Annotated in this window: 17 protein-coding genes; 2 read left to right on the top strand and 15 right to left on the bottom strand. The window is 64.0% G+C overall.

The features are described from left to right. Window positions 1–88: 88 nt before the first annotated feature. Window positions 89–397 carry a DUF1244 domain-containing protein gene (locus KMZ29_RS05045; protein ID WP_215614780.1) on the bottom strand — a complete coding sequence of 103 codons (309 nt, stop codon included), beginning with the start codon at window positions 395–397 and terminating at the stop codon, window positions 89–91. A 201-nt stretch (window positions 398–598) separates the two neighbouring features. Here KMZ29_RS05045 and KMZ29_RS05040 point away from each other — a divergent pair, with 201 nt between their 5' ends. Both KMZ29_RS05040 and pyk read left to right on the top strand, forming a co-directional pair. Continuing rightward, the gene (locus tag KMZ29_RS05040; RefSeq protein WP_215622718.1) at window positions 599–1,195 is read left to right on the top strand and encodes a DUF1036 domain-containing protein; all 597 of its coding nucleotides are present in this window, start codon (window positions 599–601) and stop codon (window positions 1,193–1,195) included. After that, window positions 1,192–2,628 (top strand): pyruvate kinase, encoded by a 1,437-nt coding sequence (gene pyk, locus KMZ29_RS05035; RefSeq protein WP_215622717.1) that lies wholly within the window; start codon window positions 1,192–1,194, stop codon window positions 2,626–2,628. The genes KMZ29_RS05040 and pyk overlap by 4 nt, the downstream gene beginning before the upstream one ends. A gap of 26 nt (window positions 2,629–2,654) precedes the next feature. Here the strand turns inward: pyk and KMZ29_RS05030 are convergent, their stop codons facing one another. The 14 genes from KMZ29_RS05030 to KMZ29_RS04965 form a co-directional block, all read right to left on the bottom strand. Further along, entirely contained in the window at window positions 2,655–3,329 is a 675-nt protein-coding gene (locus KMZ29_RS05030; protein ID WP_215622716.1) for a TetR/AcrR family transcriptional regulator, read from the bottom strand. Window positions 3,330–3,558: 229 nt separating this feature from the next. Then, complete coding sequence (locus KMZ29_RS05025) at window positions 3,559–4,803, bottom strand: glycosyltransferase family 87 protein (protein ID WP_215622715.1); 1,245 nt, start codon at window positions 4,801–4,803, stop codon at window positions 3,559–3,561. 179 nt (window positions 4,804–4,982) lie between these two features. After that, the gene (ftsH, locus tag KMZ29_RS05020; RefSeq protein ID WP_215605012.1) at window positions 4,983–6,899 is read right to left on the bottom strand and encodes an ATP-dependent zinc metalloprotease FtsH; all 1,917 of its coding nucleotides are present in this window, start codon (window positions 6,897–6,899) and stop codon (window positions 4,983–4,985) included. Window positions 6,900–7,112: 213 nt separating this feature from the next. After that, window positions 7,113–8,237, bottom strand: a complete 1,125-nt coding sequence (gene tilS, locus KMZ29_RS05015; RefSeq protein ID WP_215624141.1) for a tRNA lysidine(34) synthetase TilS — start codon at window positions 8,235–8,237, stop codon at window positions 7,113–7,115. Between the two features lie 91 nt (window positions 8,238–8,328). Continuing rightward, on the bottom strand, window positions 8,329–9,345 hold the full coding sequence (gene ybgF, locus KMZ29_RS05010) for a tol-pal system protein YbgF (RefSeq protein WP_215622714.1): 1,017 nt from the start codon (window positions 9,343–9,345) through the stop codon (window positions 8,329–8,331). Between the two features lie 164 nt (window positions 9,346–9,509). Continuing rightward, entirely contained in the window at window positions 9,510–10,001 is a 492-nt protein-coding gene (pal, locus tag KMZ29_RS05005; protein WP_215605009.1) for a peptidoglycan-associated lipoprotein Pal, read from the bottom strand. Between the two features lie 101 nt (window positions 10,002–10,102). Next, on the bottom strand, window positions 10,103–10,288 hold the full coding sequence (locus tag KMZ29_RS05000; protein WP_215622713.1) for a hypothetical protein: 186 nt from the start codon (window positions 10,286–10,288) through the stop codon (window positions 10,103–10,105). Between the two features lie 3 nt (window positions 10,289–10,291). Continuing rightward, window positions 10,292–11,035 carry an N-acyl amino acid synthase FeeM domain-containing protein gene (locus tag KMZ29_RS04995; RefSeq protein WP_215622712.1) on the bottom strand — a complete coding sequence of 248 codons (744 nt, stop codon included), beginning with the start codon at window positions 11,033–11,035 and terminating at the stop codon, window positions 10,292–10,294. Between the two features lie 166 nt (window positions 11,036–11,201). After that, complete coding sequence (locus KMZ29_RS04990) at window positions 11,202–13,535, bottom strand: putative bifunctional diguanylate cyclase/phosphodiesterase (protein ID WP_215622711.1); 2,334 nt, start codon at window positions 13,533–13,535, stop codon at window positions 11,202–11,204. 194 nt (window positions 13,536–13,729) lie between these two features. Next, entirely contained in the window at window positions 13,730–15,028 is a 1,299-nt protein-coding gene (tolB, locus tag KMZ29_RS04985; RefSeq protein ID WP_369810113.1) for a Tol-Pal system beta propeller repeat protein TolB, read from the bottom strand. Window positions 15,029–15,145: 117 nt separating this feature from the next. Continuing rightward, complete coding sequence (tolA, locus tag KMZ29_RS04980) at window positions 15,146–16,078, bottom strand: cell envelope integrity protein TolA (protein WP_215622709.1); 933 nt, start codon at window positions 16,076–16,078, stop codon at window positions 15,146–15,148. 54 nt (window positions 16,079–16,132) lie between these two features. Continuing rightward, entirely contained in the window at window positions 16,133–16,603 is a 471-nt protein-coding gene (locus KMZ29_RS04975) for a biopolymer transporter ExbD (RefSeq protein WP_215605006.1), read from the bottom strand. A 96-nt stretch (window positions 16,604–16,699) separates the two neighbouring features. Next, window positions 16,700–17,413 carry a protein TolQ gene (tolQ, locus tag KMZ29_RS04970; RefSeq protein WP_215622708.1) on the bottom strand — a complete coding sequence of 238 codons (714 nt, stop codon included), beginning with the start codon at window positions 17,411–17,413 and terminating at the stop codon, window positions 16,700–16,702. Between the two features lie 411 nt (window positions 17,414–17,824). Further along, window positions 17,825–18,583, bottom strand: a complete 759-nt coding sequence (locus KMZ29_RS04965; RefSeq protein WP_215622707.1) for a serine acetyltransferase domain-containing protein — start codon at window positions 18,581–18,583, stop codon at window positions 17,825–17,827. Window positions 18,584–18,698 lie beyond the last annotated feature (115 nt).

Raw genomic sequence — 18,698 nt, 5'->3', positions numbered from 1 at the left:
GCGAGCCGCAAGAAAGACGTGGATGGCCGGGACAAGGCCCGGCCATGACGGAAAATCGAATGGATGAGAAGAAGAACCGGAGGAAAGCTCAGTGCCCGTGCCCACCGTGGGCTTTCTTCATCGCCTCGAGCTGCTCGGGCGTGGCCTTGCCCTGATAGGTCGACTTCCAGGTCTCGTAGGGCATGCCGTAGACGGCCTCGCGGCTCTCGTCCCGGGTCATCTCAGCTCCCTTGGCGTCGGCCTCTTCCTTGAGCCAGTTGGACAGGCAGTTGCGGCAGAAGCCGGCCAGATTCATCAGGTCGATGTTCTGGACGTCGGTGCGGGAGCGCAGATGCGCGACCAGCCGCCGGAAGGCCGCCGCTTCGAGTTCCGTTCTGGTCTTGTCATCGATCGCCATGGCCGCCTCGCCGTTTTCCGGGAATGACCCGGAGGATATTGATATTAGGTGGGAGTTGTCACAGATTTTGCCATATCGCAGCGTTAAGAGGGAATTCTTGGGCGGAATTCGGCTGCCCTTGCCCGAAAACGGCGTTTTCCGCCGCCGAGAGCCGCCGCTGGCGTTCGCGAAATCCTCAAGGAATTGATATAGCTTCACTAAATGATCGCAAGAGATTCCCACCGCCACCATCCCCTTCCCGCTCGCATGACCGCCGGTCTGGTCCCGGCGCTGGCGCTTGCGGCGATGTGCCTGTGGAGCAGTCCGGCGGCGGCCGACTTCCGGCTCTGTAACAATACGTCGAGCCGGGTCGGCATCGCGCTCGGCTACAAGGACGCCGAGGGCTGGACCACCGAGGGCTGGTGGAACGTATCCTCGAAGAGCTGCGAAACCCTGCTGCGCGGAACGCTGGTCGCCCGGTTCTATTACATCTACGCGCTCGATTACGACCGCGGCGGCGAATGGTCGGGGCAGGCCTTCATGTGCTCGCGCGACAAGGAATTCACCATCAAGGGTACCGAGAATTGCCTGGCGCGCGGTTTCGACCGCACCGGCTTCTTCGAGGTCGACACCGGGGAGCAACGCGCCTGGACCGTACAACTCACCGAAGCCAACGAGCAGCCCGCGCAGCGGGTGCCGGGAATTCCGGGAACGGTCGGTCCGGGCGGCCCCGGAAATCTTCCGGGCATGTCCAATCCGCCGGGCGGGACGGCTCCGGGCGCGTCTGGTCTGCAGCCAGCGCCCGGAACCAAGCCATGAGACGTCTGCGCCGCATCAAGATCCTGGCAACGCTTGGCCCCGCATCTTCCGACAGCGCGATGATCCGCCGCCTGTTCGAGGCCGGCGCCGACGTCTTCCGCATCAATATGAGCCATACCTCGCACGACACCATGCGCGAGTTGGTCAAGACCATCCGCAATGTCGAATCGAGCTACGGCCGTCCGATCGGCATCCTGGTGGACCTGCAGGGGCCGAAACTCCGCCTCGGCTCGTTCGCCGAGGGCTCGATCCAGCTCAAGAACGGCGAGAGTTTTGTTCTGGATTCCGACAAGACGCCGGGCGACCACAGCCGCATCCAGCTTCCGCATCCGGAAATTCTGGCGGCGCTGCGGCCGGGCCACGCGCTGTTGCTCGACGACGGCAAGGTGCGCCTGATCGCGGAAGAGACCTCGCCCGAGCGCGCCGTCACCCGCGTCGTGATCGGCGGCAAGATGTCGGATCGCAAGGGCGTCAGCCTGCCCGACACCGACCTGCCGGTCTCGGCGATGACGCCGAAGGACCGCGCCGATCTCGAGGCAGCCTTGGTGACGGGTATCGACTGGGTGGCACTGTCGTTCGTGCAGCGCGCCGAAGACGTCATCGAGGCCAAGAAGCTGATCCGCGGCCGCGCTTCGGTGATGGCCAAGATCGAAAAGCCGCAGGCGATCGACCGGCTTCCCGAAATCATCGAGGTGTCCGACGCGCTGATGGTGGCGCGCGGCGATCTCGGCGTCGAACTGCCGCTGGAGCGGGTGCCGAGCCTGCAGAAACAAATGACGCGGCTGGCACGGCGCGCCGGCAAGCCGGTGGTGATCGCAACCCAGATGCTGGAATCGATGATCCAGTCGCCGGTGCCGACCCGCGCCGAGGTCTCCGACGTCGCCACCGCGGTCTATGATGGCGCCGACGCCATCATGCTGTCGGCGGAATCGGCGGCCGGCAAATTTCCGGTCGAAGCGGTCTCGACCATGAACCGGATCGGCGAAGAGGTCGAACGCGATCCGACCTACCGCGGCGTGCTCACGGCGCAGCGCGCCGAGCCGGAGCCGACCGTCGGCGACGCCATTGCCGACGCCGCGCGGCAGATCGCCGAAACGCTCGATCTGTCCGCGATCATCTGCTGGACCAGTTCGGGCTCGACGGCGCTGCGCGTCGCACGCGAGCGGCCGAAGCCGCCGGTGGTGGCGATCACGCCGAACCTCGCCACCGGGCGCAAGCTGTCCGCGGTCTGGGGCGTGCATTGCGTAGTCGCTGAAGACGCCAAGGATCTCGACGACATGGTCAGCCGCGCCGGCTCGATCGCGTTCCGCGATGGATTTGCGCGCGCCGGCCAGCGCGTCATCATCGTCGCCGGCGTGCCGCTCGGCACGCCCGGCACCACCAACATGGTGCGCATCGCTTCCGTCGGCCCCGACGGCGACGCGGATATGTGAGTTCGGCAGCGGGGGTCCGCAGACCCTTACGCGCCTACCAGCGCCTTCGCCGGCAGCACCGCCTGCACCACGAGGCCGCGGGCGCGGGCATCCATCACGCCGACGGCGCGCAGCGCCAATAGCGTCACGGTCTGGACGGCGTCGCGCAGTTTCGCGGAATCGTCCATGTTGTCCGGCGCCAGCGGCCCGACCAGCGATTCATGCAGCGCGCCGAGCAGCGCGGTCGCGGCCAGCCGCGTGTCCTGCGCCGGAAGATGGCCGGCGCGGACCGCGGCGTCGATCCGGGCAGCGATCTCTCCCGCGATCTCGCGGCGGCTGGCGAGCCTTGAAGCCGTGACGTCGACATCGACCGGTTCGGCCAGAATGCCCCAGGCGAGCTTGCGCTGCGACAGCACATGCACCGCGACCGTGGTGACGGCCGCCGCCAGCGCCGATGACGGTCCGGGAGCGGCGTCCGCGGCGCGGCGGATCGCGGCCAGTTCGTCGCGCGAAACCTCGGCAATCAGTTCCGAAATCAGATCCGCCTTGGAAGGGAAATAACGGTAGACGGTGCCGGCCGCGACATTGGCGCGGACCGCGACCGGAGCGATCTGTACCGCGGCCATGCCGCCTTCGGCGGCGGCATCCCGCGCCGCCGCCAGAATGGCGCTGCGCCGCGCCGCCAGCCGCTTCACTACCTGATGGGTTCGCCGATAGACCATGGCGCGCGTTTCTCGTCCCGGCATGCGCTCAAGGCCAAACCGGGCTCGGTCCTGAACGCGTGCGTCTTCAGTTGTTTTGGGCGATCTGGCACAGATCGCTTTGAAGAACTGAACACTTATTCAGGCCTGATGACAATACGAATCGCAGCCCTTTTCAGGAAGATTTGCAGGGGCGCAGCCTCGATACCCCGCAGCAACCTGGAGAGCCGAGGTCCGACCAATTCGCCGTTCAAAATGCGCTCGATCGCCGGGCAAGGCCACTGTCCGGCGACGCCGATGACGCCGGCCGGCTGCGCCAAAGCCCGCAGCGGCGCGCGATCAATCCCGACACGATCAGCGTGGCCGCAAGGCCGGTCGGCGCTCTCACCAGTGGGTAAAACATCAGCAACGCCGCGACCAGTCCGAGCGCGGGCAATTCATAGCGCTGAAAGCCCTGGCTCAATCCGATGCGGACCAGGAACGCCACCGCAATCGCCAGCACCATGACGTCGTAGAGGAACAGATATGGCGTGATCAGCAATGTGCCGGCGGCGAGTGCCGCGGCCTTCAACGGATAGCTGACGCGGCTGCGCCACATCAGCGCCAGCAACACCGCAACCGTGCCGCTCAGGATCCATTGAAACACCCATGCCAGTTGCTCGGCGCCGCCGAAATACCGAACCAGCGCAAAGATGCTTTGCATCTTGCCCCAGGGCGCGCGGCCTTCGGTCAGGAAGGCCTGCGAAAACATCGGCATCCAATGAAAGAAGGCCTGCCAGCTCTCGGTGCCGAAGGCGAGCCAGGACAGCGCCGCCATCGCGATGGCAACGATCCCGGCCGTGACGAACACCGTCCACTGCGACGCTGCGATCAGCACCAGCGGAAACAGGAGCCCGTATTGCGGTTTGTAGCTCAATAATCCGAGGCAGATGCCGGCGAGCACTGGCCGCGCCGGCAGCCAATACAGCGCGCCGCCGATCAACGACGCCGTGAGGAAGCCATTCTGCCCGACCAGCGTGTTGGTGAGCGCCACCGGAAACGCCGCCGCCAGCAGCAGGCCGAACGGCCGCCCGACGATCGCACGCATGACGGCGAGGTAGGGCATGAGGCTGATCGCAGCCCAGCCGATGAAGGCCGCCGCATAGGGAAAATGCGCCAGCAGGCTTGCGACGAACAAGAAGGGCGGCGGATAGTGCCAGGCAAAGTTGCCCTCATAGCTCCGGCCGAGCACCGCGATCTGCACCTGTTTCTGGATCTCCCAGTCATAGGCCCAGGCGGGGTGGCCATCGAGCACCAGTTTGCCGGCGGACCAGACGTTGACGAAATCGGTCGGGATGCCCAGGCCCTTTTCGTCGAATATCCACCAATGGGCGAAGAACGCCGTTGGGAAAAACGATGCATTGATGACGAACAGCACAAAGCACACGTTGACCAGCGCCGCCGGGATGGTGCTGCGCTCGCCTGGAAGTGTCGCGGCGGATACGGGCGTGGCCATGCAAGGTCCCTTGCGCGCGCCGCAGCCTCGCGGGAAACGCGCGCCTTCACCAATAGGCAAACAGCCCTTAGGAAATCTTAAGGTTTTGGGGGCGTGCCGGCGGGATTATGGCGGTGGTGCGCATCAACAAAAACGCGGCGTTTCCGCCGCGTTCTTGAAATCAGCAATGACAGGCCGCTTTACGCCTGCGGCTGCGGCTCCAGCCCGGCGTCGGGACGCGGGCGCGGCTTGCCGGCCGGCGGCACCGCGGAGGCGCGCGGGGTGGTCGGCTCCAGCACCGACTCGCGGTTCGGCTTCTTGCCGTTGAGCAGATCGATGATCTCGTCGCCGCTCAGGGTTTCGAATTCGAGCAGGCCCTTGGCCAGCGCTTCGAGGTCGCCGCGCTTCTCGGTCAGGATCTTGGTCGCTTCGTTGTAGCCTTCCTCGACCAGTCGCCTGATTTCGCTGTCGATCTTCTGCACGGTGGCCTCGGACGCATTCTGGGTGCGCGATACCGACATCCCGAGGAAAACCTCATCCTGGTTCTCGCCATAGGATACGGTGCCGAGCTCTTCCGACAGACCCCAGCGCGTCACCATCATCCGGGCCAGCCGGGTGGCCTGCTCGATATCGGAGGCAGCACCCGAGGTGACCTTCTCGCGGCCGAACACCAGTTCTTCGGCGACGCGTCCGCCCATCATGATGGCAAGGCGCGAGGTCATCTGCTCGAGCGACATCGACAGCTTGTCGCGCTCGGGCAGCTGCATCACCATGCCGAGCGCACGGCCGCGCGGAATGATGGTGGCCTTGTGGATCGGATCGGTCGCAATCACGTTGAGGCCGACGATGGCGTGGCCGCCTTCGTGGTAGGCGGTCAGCATCTTCTCTTCTTCGGTCATGACCAGCGACTTGCGCTCGGCGCCCATCATGACCTTGTCTTTGGCTTCCTCGAACTCGGCCTGGGTCACCATGCGCTTGTTGCGGCGCGCGGCGGTCAGGGCGGCTTCGTTGACGAGGTTCATCAGGTCGGCGCCGGAGAAACCGGGCGTGCCGCGGGCGATGGTCTTGAGGTTGATATCCGGCGCCAGCGGCACCTTGCGGACGTGAACCTTGAGGATCTGCTCGCGGCCGACGACGTCCGGATTCGGCACTACCACCTGGCGGTCGAAGCGGCCGGGGCGCAGCAGCGCCGGATCGAGCACGTCGGGACGGTTGGTCGCGGCGATCAGGATCACGCCTTCATTGGCCTCGAAGCCGTCCATCTCGACCAGCAACTGGTTCAGCGTCTGCTCGCGCTCGTCATTGCCGCCGCCGAGACCGGCGCCGCGATGGCGGCCGACCGCGTCGATTTCGTCGATGAAGATGATGCAGGGCGCATTCTTCTTGGCCTGCTCGAACATGTCACGGACGCGAGAGGCGCCGACGCCGACGAACATTTCGACGAAGTCAGAACCCGAGATCGTGAAGAACGGCACGTTGGCTTCGCCCGCCACCGCGCGCGCGATCAGCGTCTTGCCGGTGCCGGGAGGGCCGACCAGCAGCACGCCGCGCGGAATCCGTCCGCCGAGCCGTTGATATTTGCCGGGATCGCGCAGGAATTCGACGATCTCCTGCAGGTCCTGCTTGGCCTCGTCGACGCCGGCAACGTCCTCGAACGTCACCCGGCCATGCGCTTCGGTGAGCATCTTGGCCCGCGACTTGCCAAAACCCATCGCCTTGCCGGCACCGCCCTGCATCTGCCGCGACAGGAAGATCCAGACGCCGATCAGCGCGATGAACGGCAGCCAGGAAACCAGCAGCGACACGAACCACGGCACGTTGTCGCCGGGCGGTTTCGCGGTGACGTTCACCTTGGCATCATACAAGCGCTTGACCAGCGTCGGATCATTCGGCGCATAGGTTTGGAAGCTGGAGCCGTTGGTGAAGGTGCCGTGAATCTCCGGCCCCTGGATCACGACATCGCGTACGGTGTTTTTATCGACCTCGGTCAGGAGCTGCGAGAACGAGATGTCCTGCGAGGACGCGCGCTGACCCGGATTCTGGAAGAGCGTGAACAGTGCCAACAACAGCAAAACAATAATTACCCAGAGGGCGAAATTGCGCAGATTGGCGTTCATTGATCTTCCTTCGTGGTCGCGCGGATCGCGGCCTTATGTCCTTGGGCAGGCACGAGGGAATCCCCCGGTCGGCTGCATTACAATCTAGGTGCCGCCCCGGTCGATGCCAAGGGAACCACGCAGGACTATTTAACGCATCCTAGCCGGATTCCTGCTCAAATAATGGCAGTGAAACCGGTGTTTTCCGGGGTGGTTAAGACTCCGATCCGGCCGTCATACCGGCCGGCGGCGACGCGGCGGCGCCGGCTCGACGCGAATCCGGCCGCCGGTCAGGCTCACCAGCGCCCCGGCGAGCGTCTGCTTCAGCCCTGGTCGAATCATTGGCCGTTTCGCTGCCCGATCGGGCCTCGGCCGGCGGCTTTCGGGCTTTTCCGTCAGCGCCCGGTCCAGGGCCGCCAGCAGGGCTTCGACCTTGCCGAGTTCCACCGGCCCCTCATGGCCGAACCGGTCAATCGCGCGCTTGAGCAGCCGAAGCCGGATTTCCTCGGGCATGGCGGCAAAGGCCGTTGCGTCAAAGGTCTTGGCATCAAAAGACTTGGCATCAAGGGATTTGGCATCAAGGGATTTGGCGCCCGTGGCCGCGCGGTCCCGCAGCGCCAGATAGCGCTCGGCGCCATCGGCCAGCACTTCCACCGCGGCGTTGGCCCTGGCCAGCCTTTGGGCCAGCCGCGCCAGGTTGCGCGCATCGCCGCCCTCGGCGGCGAGCGCGGGCATCAGAGCGCGCAGCCGCGGACGCGTGAAGCTCACATCGCGGTTGGTCGGATCGTCGGCGAAGCCGAGCCTGGCCTTGTGCAGCGTCGCGATAAGCTGCGACTTCGAAACGTCGAGAAACGGGCGCGCCAGCCGCACGCCGTCGCGTTCGGTTTCCCGCGCCATCGCCGCAAGACCATGGATGCCGCTGCCGCGCAGCAGCCGCATCAGCAGCGTTTCGGCCTGATCGTCACGGGTGTGCGCGGTGAGGATGTGGGTGGCGCCGCTCTGCCGCGCCGCCTTCGCCAGCAGGCGGTAGCGCGCGATGCGCGCCGCCGCCGGCAATCCGGTCTTTGGCTTCGGGCCGGTCCAGCGCAGCGTGCGGTGCTCCAGGTCGAGCGTGCGCGCCAGCCGCTTCACCTCACGCGCCTCGGCGGCAGCTTCCTTGCGCAGGCCATGATCGACGGTAACGGCGACTAGGCGCGGACCGCGCGCCAAAGCGCTGCGCCAGCGCGCCGCGAGCCACATCAGGGCGATTGAATCGGGGCCGCCGGAAACCGCGAGCAGAAGCGCAGGCGCGGTTTTCCAGTCCGCGAACAGACGTTTCGCGTCCCTCACCGAGATCGGGAAATTGTCGTCGTCGGGCATGGCGCCGCCGACCATAGCGCTTTCAAGCGAGGTGGATACCGGTTGGCGTGAAGAAAACGTCAAAACAGGATTTTTTCGAACCCGAAAGACTTTAGCACTTGATCCGCTTCTGCTCACGGTCGACGGCCGCTTTGACGCCGCCCGAAGCGCGGGGATATTTCCGCATCACCTCGCCGAGCGCCGCGCAGGCGGCTTCCTTCTCTTTCAGCGCCGCCAGCGACTGGCCGAGCCGCAGCAGGGCGTCGGGGGCTTTCGCCGATTTGTCGAATTTGGTGGTCACTGCGAGGAAGGATTCCGCGGCGTCGCGATAGAGCTGGCGCTGGAAGAAGCTCTCGCCCAGCCAGTATTGCGAATCCGCCATCAGGGGATCGCCGGGGTATTTCTGCGCGAAGCTGCGCATGGTCTCTTCGGCCAGCGCGTAGTCCTTGCGCTGCATATAGCCGATGCCGAGGTCGAACTCGTCCTTCGGGGTCGCCGACGGCGGCAGCGTCGTCAGCGCCGCGCCCGCGCCGGGACTTCGCGGCGCCTGCGGCGGCAAGGCGCCGGGTGGATTGCGCTGGCCTCCGGTGTTCGCCAGATCGAGTGGTTCCCCCGCTCCGCGGCCGCCGGGAGCGCCGATCGGCGCCTCGGCCGGCATCGGCAGCTGGCCACCGCCCAGCGCGCGTGGCGCGCCGGGGGCATTCGGATTCTGGGCGGGATCGAACGCATCGCCACGGCGCCGGCCCGGTGCCGCCGGCACGCCCTGTTCCTGGACGATCGGCGCCGGCGCGGCAATCTGCTGGTCGTAAGCCGTTTGGGGCTGCCGCAGCGGCGGATTGGGCTGCACCGGCGGGGCGGCCGCGACGCTGGGCTGGGGCTGGACGACCGGGGCCTGGCCGGGCACGGCTTGCGCGCCGCCCTGCAGCGCCCTCAGCCGCTCCTCGAGCTGCCGGTTGCGGTATTGCAGTTCCTCGTTCTGGCCGGTGAGTTGCCGCAGCTGGTTCTCGAGCTGCTGGATTCGCATTTCCGCATCGGCATCGCCGTACTGCTGCGCGAGCGCGGGCGAACACAGCGCCAGGATCGCGGCGATCGCCGCAGCGCGGGTAATTCCATGAAACCTGGATGACATTTTGGCCTGACGACGAGATCGGCGTGACATCGAAAGCGGAACCACATTGAGAGAGCGAGTACGCCAGAATTGTGACTGAGACAGACTACCGGCGGAAACAGCCTGCCCAAAACGAAACCGGCGCCCCAGGGGCGCCGGCGAACAACTTTGCAGGAAGCGAACGCTTACGAGCTGGCGTTCAGCACCGTGACGGCACGGCGGTTCTGCGACCAGCAGGAGATATCGTTACAGACCGCGACCGGGCGTTCCTTGCCGTAAGAGATCGTCCGCATCCGGCTCGGATCGACGCCGCGCGAGGCGAGATAGCTGCGCACCGACTGGGCGCGCCGCGCGCCGAGCGCGATGTTGTATTCACGGGTGCCGCGCTCGTCGGCATGGCCTTCGATGGTGAAGGCATAGCGGTTATAGGTCTGCAGCCACTGCGCCTGCTTTTCCAGGGTCGCGATCGCCTGCGGCGACAACTCGGTCTGGTCGCTCTCGAAGAACACGCGGTCGCCGACATTAACCACGAAATCCTGCTGGCTGCCCGGGGTCGCCGCACTCGCCATCGCGCCGTCGGCACCGACGTTCTTGTTGGCGCAGGCGCCCATCGACAGCGCCACCGCGAGCACCGCGGCCAGCTTCAATCCCTGGAGGATACGCATCTGGTATTTCATTCCGGAGCCTCCACGCTCACGTTTTTCGACTGTTATCCGGTCTACAGGGCGATGGTTAAGCGAACGTTCCGTCAACCTTGATGGGATGTTGCCAGACCCGATCAAATGCCGACAAACGGCGAAAAGCAATCGCGATAGTTAATGATTTGTAAATGTGGCGCGAGGGTGAAGGCAAGCGGCCGCGCATCCGGGATCACCGGCTTTTCAGCTGAAAGAATCGTGGTCGCAGTGCCGGCTGGCCCATGGGCGCCCGGGAACGGGCCCGCAAGCCAGCGCCCGAGCTTCACTTGTCAGGAGTTCGGGACAATCGATGCGCGCTCAAACGGAGACACCAGCGCATCCAGCGAGGACGAACGGCGCTCGCCGCTGCGCTGAAACAGCATCCGTCGTTCGAAGGCGCTCGATCGCATATACGGGAAGCGCTGGAATACCTTTTCCCGAATAGATCGATAATCGGCGGCCATTAGTCCGACGGGCTTCAGAAGGCCTGGGAACAATCGCGGTTCACCCCACGGCTGCTGTAAGAATACCTTCTTGTAAAATGCCCGGTGCTCGGGGCGGACGTTGGCAAGCCCGATATCGGCATTGAAATGGCCACACGCGATCCAGCCCAGCCTTACCGTTACATAGGGAAGTTCGGGAAACGCCTTCGCCTTTTCCGGATCTGCAACGAAGCGAGTCGGATCAATGATGACTTTCCCCCGGTCCAGTTCGGGGTGCAGAAGATCGGCGAACATTTCGGATGAAGGGGAGCCTCTCCATTCGGACGTCAGGACGCTGATGCGAATCGAGCTATAGAGTTCGCCATGAATATAGATGCCGAAGGTCCAGTTATTCGGCAGATCATCATACCGATCCGTGACGCGCATGGTTTCCGACGGCAAAATAGCGCCCTCGCGCAGATATGCCCGGTAGCGGAGACGGTAGATCCTGTCTTTTTCTTCGGGCGTTTCGGCGAGGCGGTAGTCGACGTGCTCGAGGGGGTACGTGCTGCGCTCGGGGGCAAGGGCGATTGCTTCAGCCGCCGACCTCATATGATACTCCTTACAACTTCCAGACAACTTATGCGCGTATTTAAAAAGATTAACAGCTCCTTAACAAGGATGCAAAGGAATCGAGGTGTTAGGGTTAACCTGAGCGGCTTGAACTATCGTGCCGACAGCCGGGGAACGAAATTCCATTTGCGGGCTCTGGGAGGATTCAGGCGATCGATCGTGAAGGCAGCACCAGCACCTGCGGCTCCTCCGGCAGACGGCGGCCGTGGGAAGCATTCAGGAGCTGGCGCACCCGCACCGCCGGCACCGGCCGACTGAACAGGTAGCCCTGCGCCTCGGTCACGGTGCCGTCGGCGCTGATCAATTCCAGCTGCTCGTTGGTCTCGATGCCCTCGACCACGACCGACATTCCGAGATCGGCGGAAAGCCGCGCCACGCCGCGCAGCAGCGTCAGCGGACGGTCGGTATCGATGCCCTCCAGGAACGAACGGTCGATCTTCACCTTCTGCAGCGGGAAATTGTGCAGATAGCTCAGGCTCGAATAGCCGGTGCCGAAATCATCCAGCGAGATTCTCACCCCGAGCGCGTGCAACTGGGACAGCACGTCGTGGGTCAGCTGGGTGTTGCGCAACAGCGAGGATTCCGTGATCTCGATTTCGAGACGGTGCGCGGGCAGGCCGGAGACCTCGAGCGCGTAACGTACCTCGCTCAGCACGTCACGCTGATGGAACTGCTGCGGGGAGAAGTTGACCGCGACGCAGACGGTTTCGGGCCATTTCATGCATTCCATGCAGGCCTTGCGCAGGATCCAGCGGCCGAGGTCGACGATCAGACCCATATCCTCGGCGACCGGGATAATGTCGATCGGGGAAACCGTGCCCCGCACCGGATGATTCCAGCGCAGCAGCGCCTCGCAGGTCGCGATCCGCCCCGACTTGAGATTGACCAGCGGCTGATAGAACAGCTCGAATTCCTCGTTGGCCAGCGCCTTGCGCAGGTCGAGTTCCAGGATGCGGCGCGCCTCGACGGTTTGCGCCATCTCGTAGCGGAAGAAGCAGAAGGTCCCGCGGCCGTCCGCCTTGGCGCGGTAGAGCGCCATGTCGGCGTTCTTCAACAGCGTATCGGCGCTCATGCCCGGCGCCGTCATCGCGATGCCGACACTGGCGCCGATCTCGACCAGGTGGTTGTCGATCTTGTAGCGCTCGCTCAGATGCTCGACGATGCGCCGGGCGAGACTGGCGGCTTCCTCGTTGGATTTGATGTTCTGCTGAAACACCACGAATTCGTCGCCGCCGAAGCGCGCCACGAAATCTTCCGGGCGCAGCATGGCACGCAGCCGGTCGGCGACCGCGCACAACAGCTGGTCGCCGCAGGGATGCCCCAGGGTATCGTTGACCTGCTTGAACTGATCGAGGTCGACGAACAGCAAGGCCGACAACTGCTCGGCATCGTGCGGTATCGCCAGCAGACGCTCGATCTCGTCGCGGAAATTGACCCGGTTGGGAAGCGCCGTCAGTTCGTCGTAACGCGCCAGATGCGTAATTCTGGCTTCCGCATTGCGCCGCTCGGTGATGTCTTCCAGCAGCATGACCGCGCCGCCGCCGGCCATCGGCTGGAACGTCCAGGATAGCGACCGGCCTCTGGCCACGTCGGGATCGGTGGTGATGATGTCCCTCGCCTGGGTATTCTCGATTTCCGAAAGGATCATCTTGCCACTCGCGGCCGAGACCGATCCGCCGGTGACACAGGCCGCGATGATGTCGCGCGCGCTGGCACCGCGCTGCACGAGATCGTCGGACAGGTTCATCATGGCGCTGAAGCGGTGATTCATGACGGCAAGCCGCCCGTCGGCCGCGAACATGCACAGGCCGTGTGGCATATTGTTCAGGGCGGTGTCGAACTGCCCGGCCAAGGCCGCCTCGCGCTCGCGCGCGATCAGCGCCCGCACGAAAATCTTTTGCAGGCTTGTCGAGATGTGCTTGAGCGAGAAGAAGAACAGCACGTTCAGGACCGCCATCCCGAAGTAATACGGGCTTCCATAGAAGGCCAACGCCAATGTCAGCGGCCCGCAAGCCAGCAGCATTTGCACGTGAAAGATCCACGGACGCCCGTACGTCCGACCGCTCCCGGCCGCCACGTAGCAAAGCGTGACCGATATGCAGATCAGGTGTGCTACGGCATCTGGACTGCCCAACAACCCCACGACGCACCATAACCCCAGCGCGGCCGCATAGAGCATCGCGCCCACCTGGTAGCGAACCTCCCAGCGCGCGGCTTCATTCGACGTCAATTCCGATCTGCGCTGCAAATATCGACGCGTGTCGAGCGCGCGGACGGCGCCCGTCACCACGAGAAGCGCGACGCATGGCCAGAGCCATGCGTTGCCGGTCTTTACAGCGGTCATGATCGCGGCGACTGCGGCACAAAGCGCGCCGGCAAACATTGGTCCCGGATCTTGAAATAGAGAATCGATCAGCGCCGCATATATCGACGGCGACATCTTCTGATCGGGGCCTTTGGTTTCATTTGCAAGCTGCATCGCGCGCGCATACGTCCTTTTTCAGGGCGTAGTTCTACCTGCCGCAGATGAAGTCTTTCTGAGGGAATATCGTTACCGTAACCTTTTCACGGTCTTCGAAAAATGAAAATCTGCCCGCTAATTCAGCAAGCTAGGCAAGCTTTGCCTGGCATCGGCAGCAGCGTTGTTTGCAGCGGAGGGCGGCGGCGCCGCACTCAGGACAACAGCGGCGACCAGGCCGGATCGGACGCGAAACCCGGGGTGGGAACCTTTTGTTCATTGCGTCCGGAAATGTCCACCGTGTAGAGCGAAGGTCCGCCGCTGCCGCCGGGATCGCGGAAGAACATCACGACGCGGCCGTTCGGCGCAAAGGTCGGGCCCTCATTATGGAACCCGGAGGTGAGAAGCCGCTCGCCTGAACCGTCGGTCTTCATGATGCCGATGGAAAACTGTCCGCCGCCCTGCTTGGTGAAGGCGATGTAATCGCCGCGCGGCGACCAGACTGGCGTGGAATAGCTCCCCTCGCCGAACGAAATGCGTTGCGCCGGTCCGCCGGTCGCCGCCATCACATAGATCTGCGGCTTGCCGCCGCGGTCGGATTCGAAACAGATCCGTGTGCCGTCGGGCGAATAGGACGGCGAGGTATCGATCGCCGGCGTGTCGGTCAGGCGGGTGGTCGATTTCGAGCGCAGATCCATCACGAACAGGTTCGAATTGCCGCCCTGCTGCAGGCTCATGATGACGCGCTGGCCGTCCGGCGAAAAGCGCGGCGAGAACGACATGCCGGGAAAATTGCCGACGATCTCGCGCTGCCCGGTCTCGATGTTGAACAGGTAGACGCGCGGGTCGCCCTGGCCGAATTCCATATAGGTGATTTCCTGGGTCGACGGCGAGAACCGCGGCGTCAGCACCAGATCGGCGCCCCTCGTCAAATAGCGGACGTTGGCGCCGTCCTGGTCCATCAGCGCCAGCCGCTTGACGCGCCGCTCCTTGGAGCCTGTCTCGTCCACGAACACCACGCGGCTGTCGAAATAGCCCTTCTCGCCGGTCAGGCGCTCGTAGATCTGGTCGGAAATGATGTGCGCGATCCGCCGCCAGTATTCCGGCGAGGTGAAGTACTGCTGGCCGGCGAGCTGCTGGGCGGTGTTGACGTCCCAGAGGCGGAATTCGGCCTTCAGCCGTCCGTCGTTCTGGCGGGTCATGCGGCCGGTCACCAGCGCCTGCGCGTTGATGGTCTTCCAGTTCTGGAACTGCGGCGCTGCGTCGATATTGATGACCTTTTCGATATAAGCCGACTGGTCGATCGGCGCGAACAGTCCGCTGCGCTTGAGGTTGTTGGTGATGACCTGGGTCACGCCGACGCCGACCTCCGCATCACCAGGCGTTCCCGCCGCAAAATTCGGGATCGCGATCGGAAGCGGCGCGAAGTCGCCCTCGGGAATGACCACTCGCTTCGGCCCCTGGGCGAAGGCATTGCGAGCTGAACCGCCCGTCACCATCCCGAGCGCGGCCATTCCAGCGATCAGCCGCCGGCGGCTCAGGCGAAACGGGATCTCAGGCAATTCGTTCTTGTCAGTCATTGTTTGCGGACTTCGTTCCATATTGGCGGTCGTCGACAGCGCGACCAGCTTTCAAGTCTTTCGCTCGGTGAACACCGGCGCAAAATATTTCCATTCATCGAAATAGGCCACGGGCAGCTTGTACGGCTGGCACTCGATGATCGCACGCAAGGCGCTCTCCTGATAGACGCGCAGGTAAGGCGTGGCCGGCGTGCCTTCCGGAACCGGCATGCCCTCCAGCGTGCCATCGCGCTTCAATCTGATCGCGAAAACGGCCTCGGATTTCTGGGCCTCGATACCACCATAGGGCTTCTTCCAGCAGCGCTCGACCTGCGACTGGAACATCGCGCCCCAGGTCGCGGAATTATCGGCAGCCTTGCCTTTGGCGAGGCCGAGCGCGGCGTTGGAATTCAGCGTGTCGCCGGTCACCGCCTGCCTCGAGGGATCGCGCTTGTCGAGCAGGGCTGCGATCTTCGACTGATCGAAGTGCCGCTCGGTCTTCGGCTTGGGCGGCTCGGGCGGCTTGGCGGCCTGCACCGGCGGTTTCGGCGGCTTCTTTTCTTCCTTCTTGATCGCTTCCGCGATCGGATCGACCTTGGGGTCCGGCTTCTTTTCGACCGGCTTCGGCTCTTCCTTCGGCTTGGCCTCGGCGACCGGCTTCGGCGGATCGGGCTTTTTCTCGACCGGCTTTTCCTCGACCTTCGGCGTCGGCGGCGGCGCGGTGTCGGTCACGACCGGCGCCTTCTCGGTGATCTTGCCGACGGCGTCTTCGACGGGCTTGGCCTCGGCGACTTTCTCCACCAGCGGCTTGGGATTTTCCTTCTTGCCGGTCTTCATGCCGGCCATGACCTTGGCGAGCTGGTCGGACGAAATGACGTCCACCGGCACGGACTCTTCCGGCATCAGGTCGAAGGCCTTGGACGAAAACGACACCAGTCCCCACCCCAGCACGAGGACGTGCAGGGCAACCGAGGCAACCAGCGTCTTGTCGACCTTGACCTTCACTTCAGCTTTCCCGCTCCGCCTTCAGCCGAAGGCTGATCTGGTGCCGCCTCACGATCAACCCCCCTGCTCGGGAATGATGACGATATTCGCCTTGAAACCCGCGGTTCGAATGGTGCCCAGCAATTTCATCATATCGGTATAGCAGACGTCCTTGTCGCCCCGCAGGTAGACGACGCTCTCGGCATCGGACCGCGTTTCCCGGATAGCCTTGATTTTTGACGGCAAGTCGGCGGCCGAAATCGGCGTATCCCCGAGGTAGAGCTCGACATTCGAATTGCAGCTTCCGCCGGTGCGCTTGACGGACAACGTCAACGGCGGCTGGTTGGATGCCAACGACTTGCCGCCGCTGGCGACCGGCAGGTCGATATCGATGGTCGACGTCATCAGCGGCGCCGCCACCATGAAGATGATCAGCAACACCAGCATGACGTCGACCATCGGCGTGACGTTGATCTCGGCCATTATCGGCTTGCGCCGGCCGCGGCGCCCGCCGCCGCCGGACGAACTTGCCATGTTCATCGCCATGATCTGCTGCTCACGATGTGCCCATCATATACCGCCCCTCACGCCGTTTGTCCGGGGGCATGATCTTGTCCGAAAACCGGTTTCCACTTTTCGGGATCATGCCCGTTCGTCAATCTGGCGCGACAGGATCGCTGAAAATTCGTCGGCGAAGCCTTCCAGCCGCTGGGCCTGGCGGTTCACCTCGGACGTGAACTTATTGTAGAAAATAGTCGCCGGAATTGCGGCGATAAGGCCGATGGCGGTGGCAAACAGCGCCTCCGCGATGCCCGGGGCCACCACCGCCAGGGAGGTATTCTTGGAGGCCGCAATCGACTGAAAGCTCGACATGATGCCCCAGACCGTGCCGAACAGGCCGACAAAGGGACCCGCCGAGCCGACCGTCGCCAGCACCAGGAGCCGCCGTTCCAGACGCTCCACTTCGCGGGCGATCGAGACGTTCATGACCTTCTCGATCCGCATCTGCAGGCCGGCGAACGACCGCGACTGGCTTTCGAACGACCGCTTCCATTCGCGCATCGCCGCAACGAAGCACGCCGCCATCGATTGCGTCGGCTTGGCCGACAGCGCGCGGTAAAGCTCCTCGATCGACTGGCCAGACCAGAACGCCTGTTCGAAACGGTCCATCGCGCGCTTGGTGCGCGCATACAGGAATATCTTGTCGATCGCGATCGCCCAGACCCATACCGAGCAGGCGAGCAGCCCCAGCATGACCGCTTTCACGACCCAATGGGCCTGCAGGAACAGGGTGATCAGCGATACGTCGGTGGATGCCAGCGGCAAGGCTGACTGAGCCACGTCGGCGGGATTCATGTCCGGTATCCTCTCAACGCAAGTGTCCCAAATCCCCCGGGAGCAATTGGCTGCCCGTTCCATAGCCGCGCGTCAGCCGCGGCGGTAAACGCCAGCGCGAGAGCCTTGTTGTGTGTCGCATGGGGGGCCCGTCCAAAGCCGAACCCTGCATCCCCTGCCAACATGTCAAAACGAGGGCTTTTCGCGCGTCATTACGACCCTAACCAGACGCTAATCATGGTTAACGGGCAGTTACCAAAGGGGAATTTGGGGGCGGGGAATGCGGCGGCGGAACATTGCCATCCGGCGCCCCCGACCCGGCGCGAGGCCTGCCGCAGGGTGCTTTCAAAAATCGCTAAAACGACCCCATGCAAAGTAAGGATGCACTTGTTCAGAGAAGGAAATTAGCCGTCGTCCCATCCCCCTCGCGCCCTAACGGGATACCTCTTCGGGGCAGTTGATAAGGCGCGCGGGAATTCCGAGAGCGGTGCAGCCACTCGGCACGTCGCTGGTCACCACCGCCCCGGCGCCAACCTTGGCAAAGTCGCCGATGTGAACATCGCCGAGAATGGTTGCTCCGGAGCTGAGCAAGACGCCTTTACCGATCCTCGGGGCGCGGTCCGGATTTTCCGGCTTCCGTCCGATAGTCACGCTCTGCATGATCGTCACCTCGTCACCGATAGTGACGAACGCGCCGACGATAATGCCGGTGGCATGATCGAGGAAAACCGACGTTCCGATCGACGCCGAGGGGTGGATGCTTACTTGAAGGGAATCGGATGACAGGCTTTGCAGCATCAAAGCGAGGTCGGTGCGGTCCTGACGCCAGAGCCAATTGGAAACGCGCCAGGCCTGCAGGGCGACGTAGCCCTTGAAGTTCAGGAGCGGCGGCAGCAGTCCGGTCGTCGCGGGATCGTGGATGGCAATGCCTTGCAGATCGCGGCTCACCGCATCGACCAGATCGGGCGCGGCGCGAAACACCTCACGGGCGACGCGGGCGAACTGCCGGCGGTCGGCCGCGCCCTTGCCCAGTCGTTGGCCGATTTGATGAGCCACCGCGCTACCGAGGTCAGGGTGATCGAGGATCGCGGCCGATAATGAGGCGCTAAAACCGGGATCGCTGGCCAGGACGGTTTCGGCCTCACGGCGAACGGACAGCCAAAGCTGGTCACCCGATGCAATTGCGTTCATGCCGTTCGCCCTCGACCGCGCCGGTCCGAAATTTAAGCCGCATCGGGTAACAGCACCAGCACAAAGGGAATGCGCATAAGCAAACCGCCCGTCTGCTTTTCGCAAACGGGCGGCT

Origin of the sequence: Bradyrhizobium sediminis, assembly GCF_018736085.1 — a bacterium.
GTDB lineage: Bacteria > Pseudomonadota > Alphaproteobacteria > Rhizobiales > Xanthobacteraceae > Bradyrhizobium > Bradyrhizobium sediminis.
This window is presented reverse-complemented; position numbering and strand designations above follow the sequence as displayed.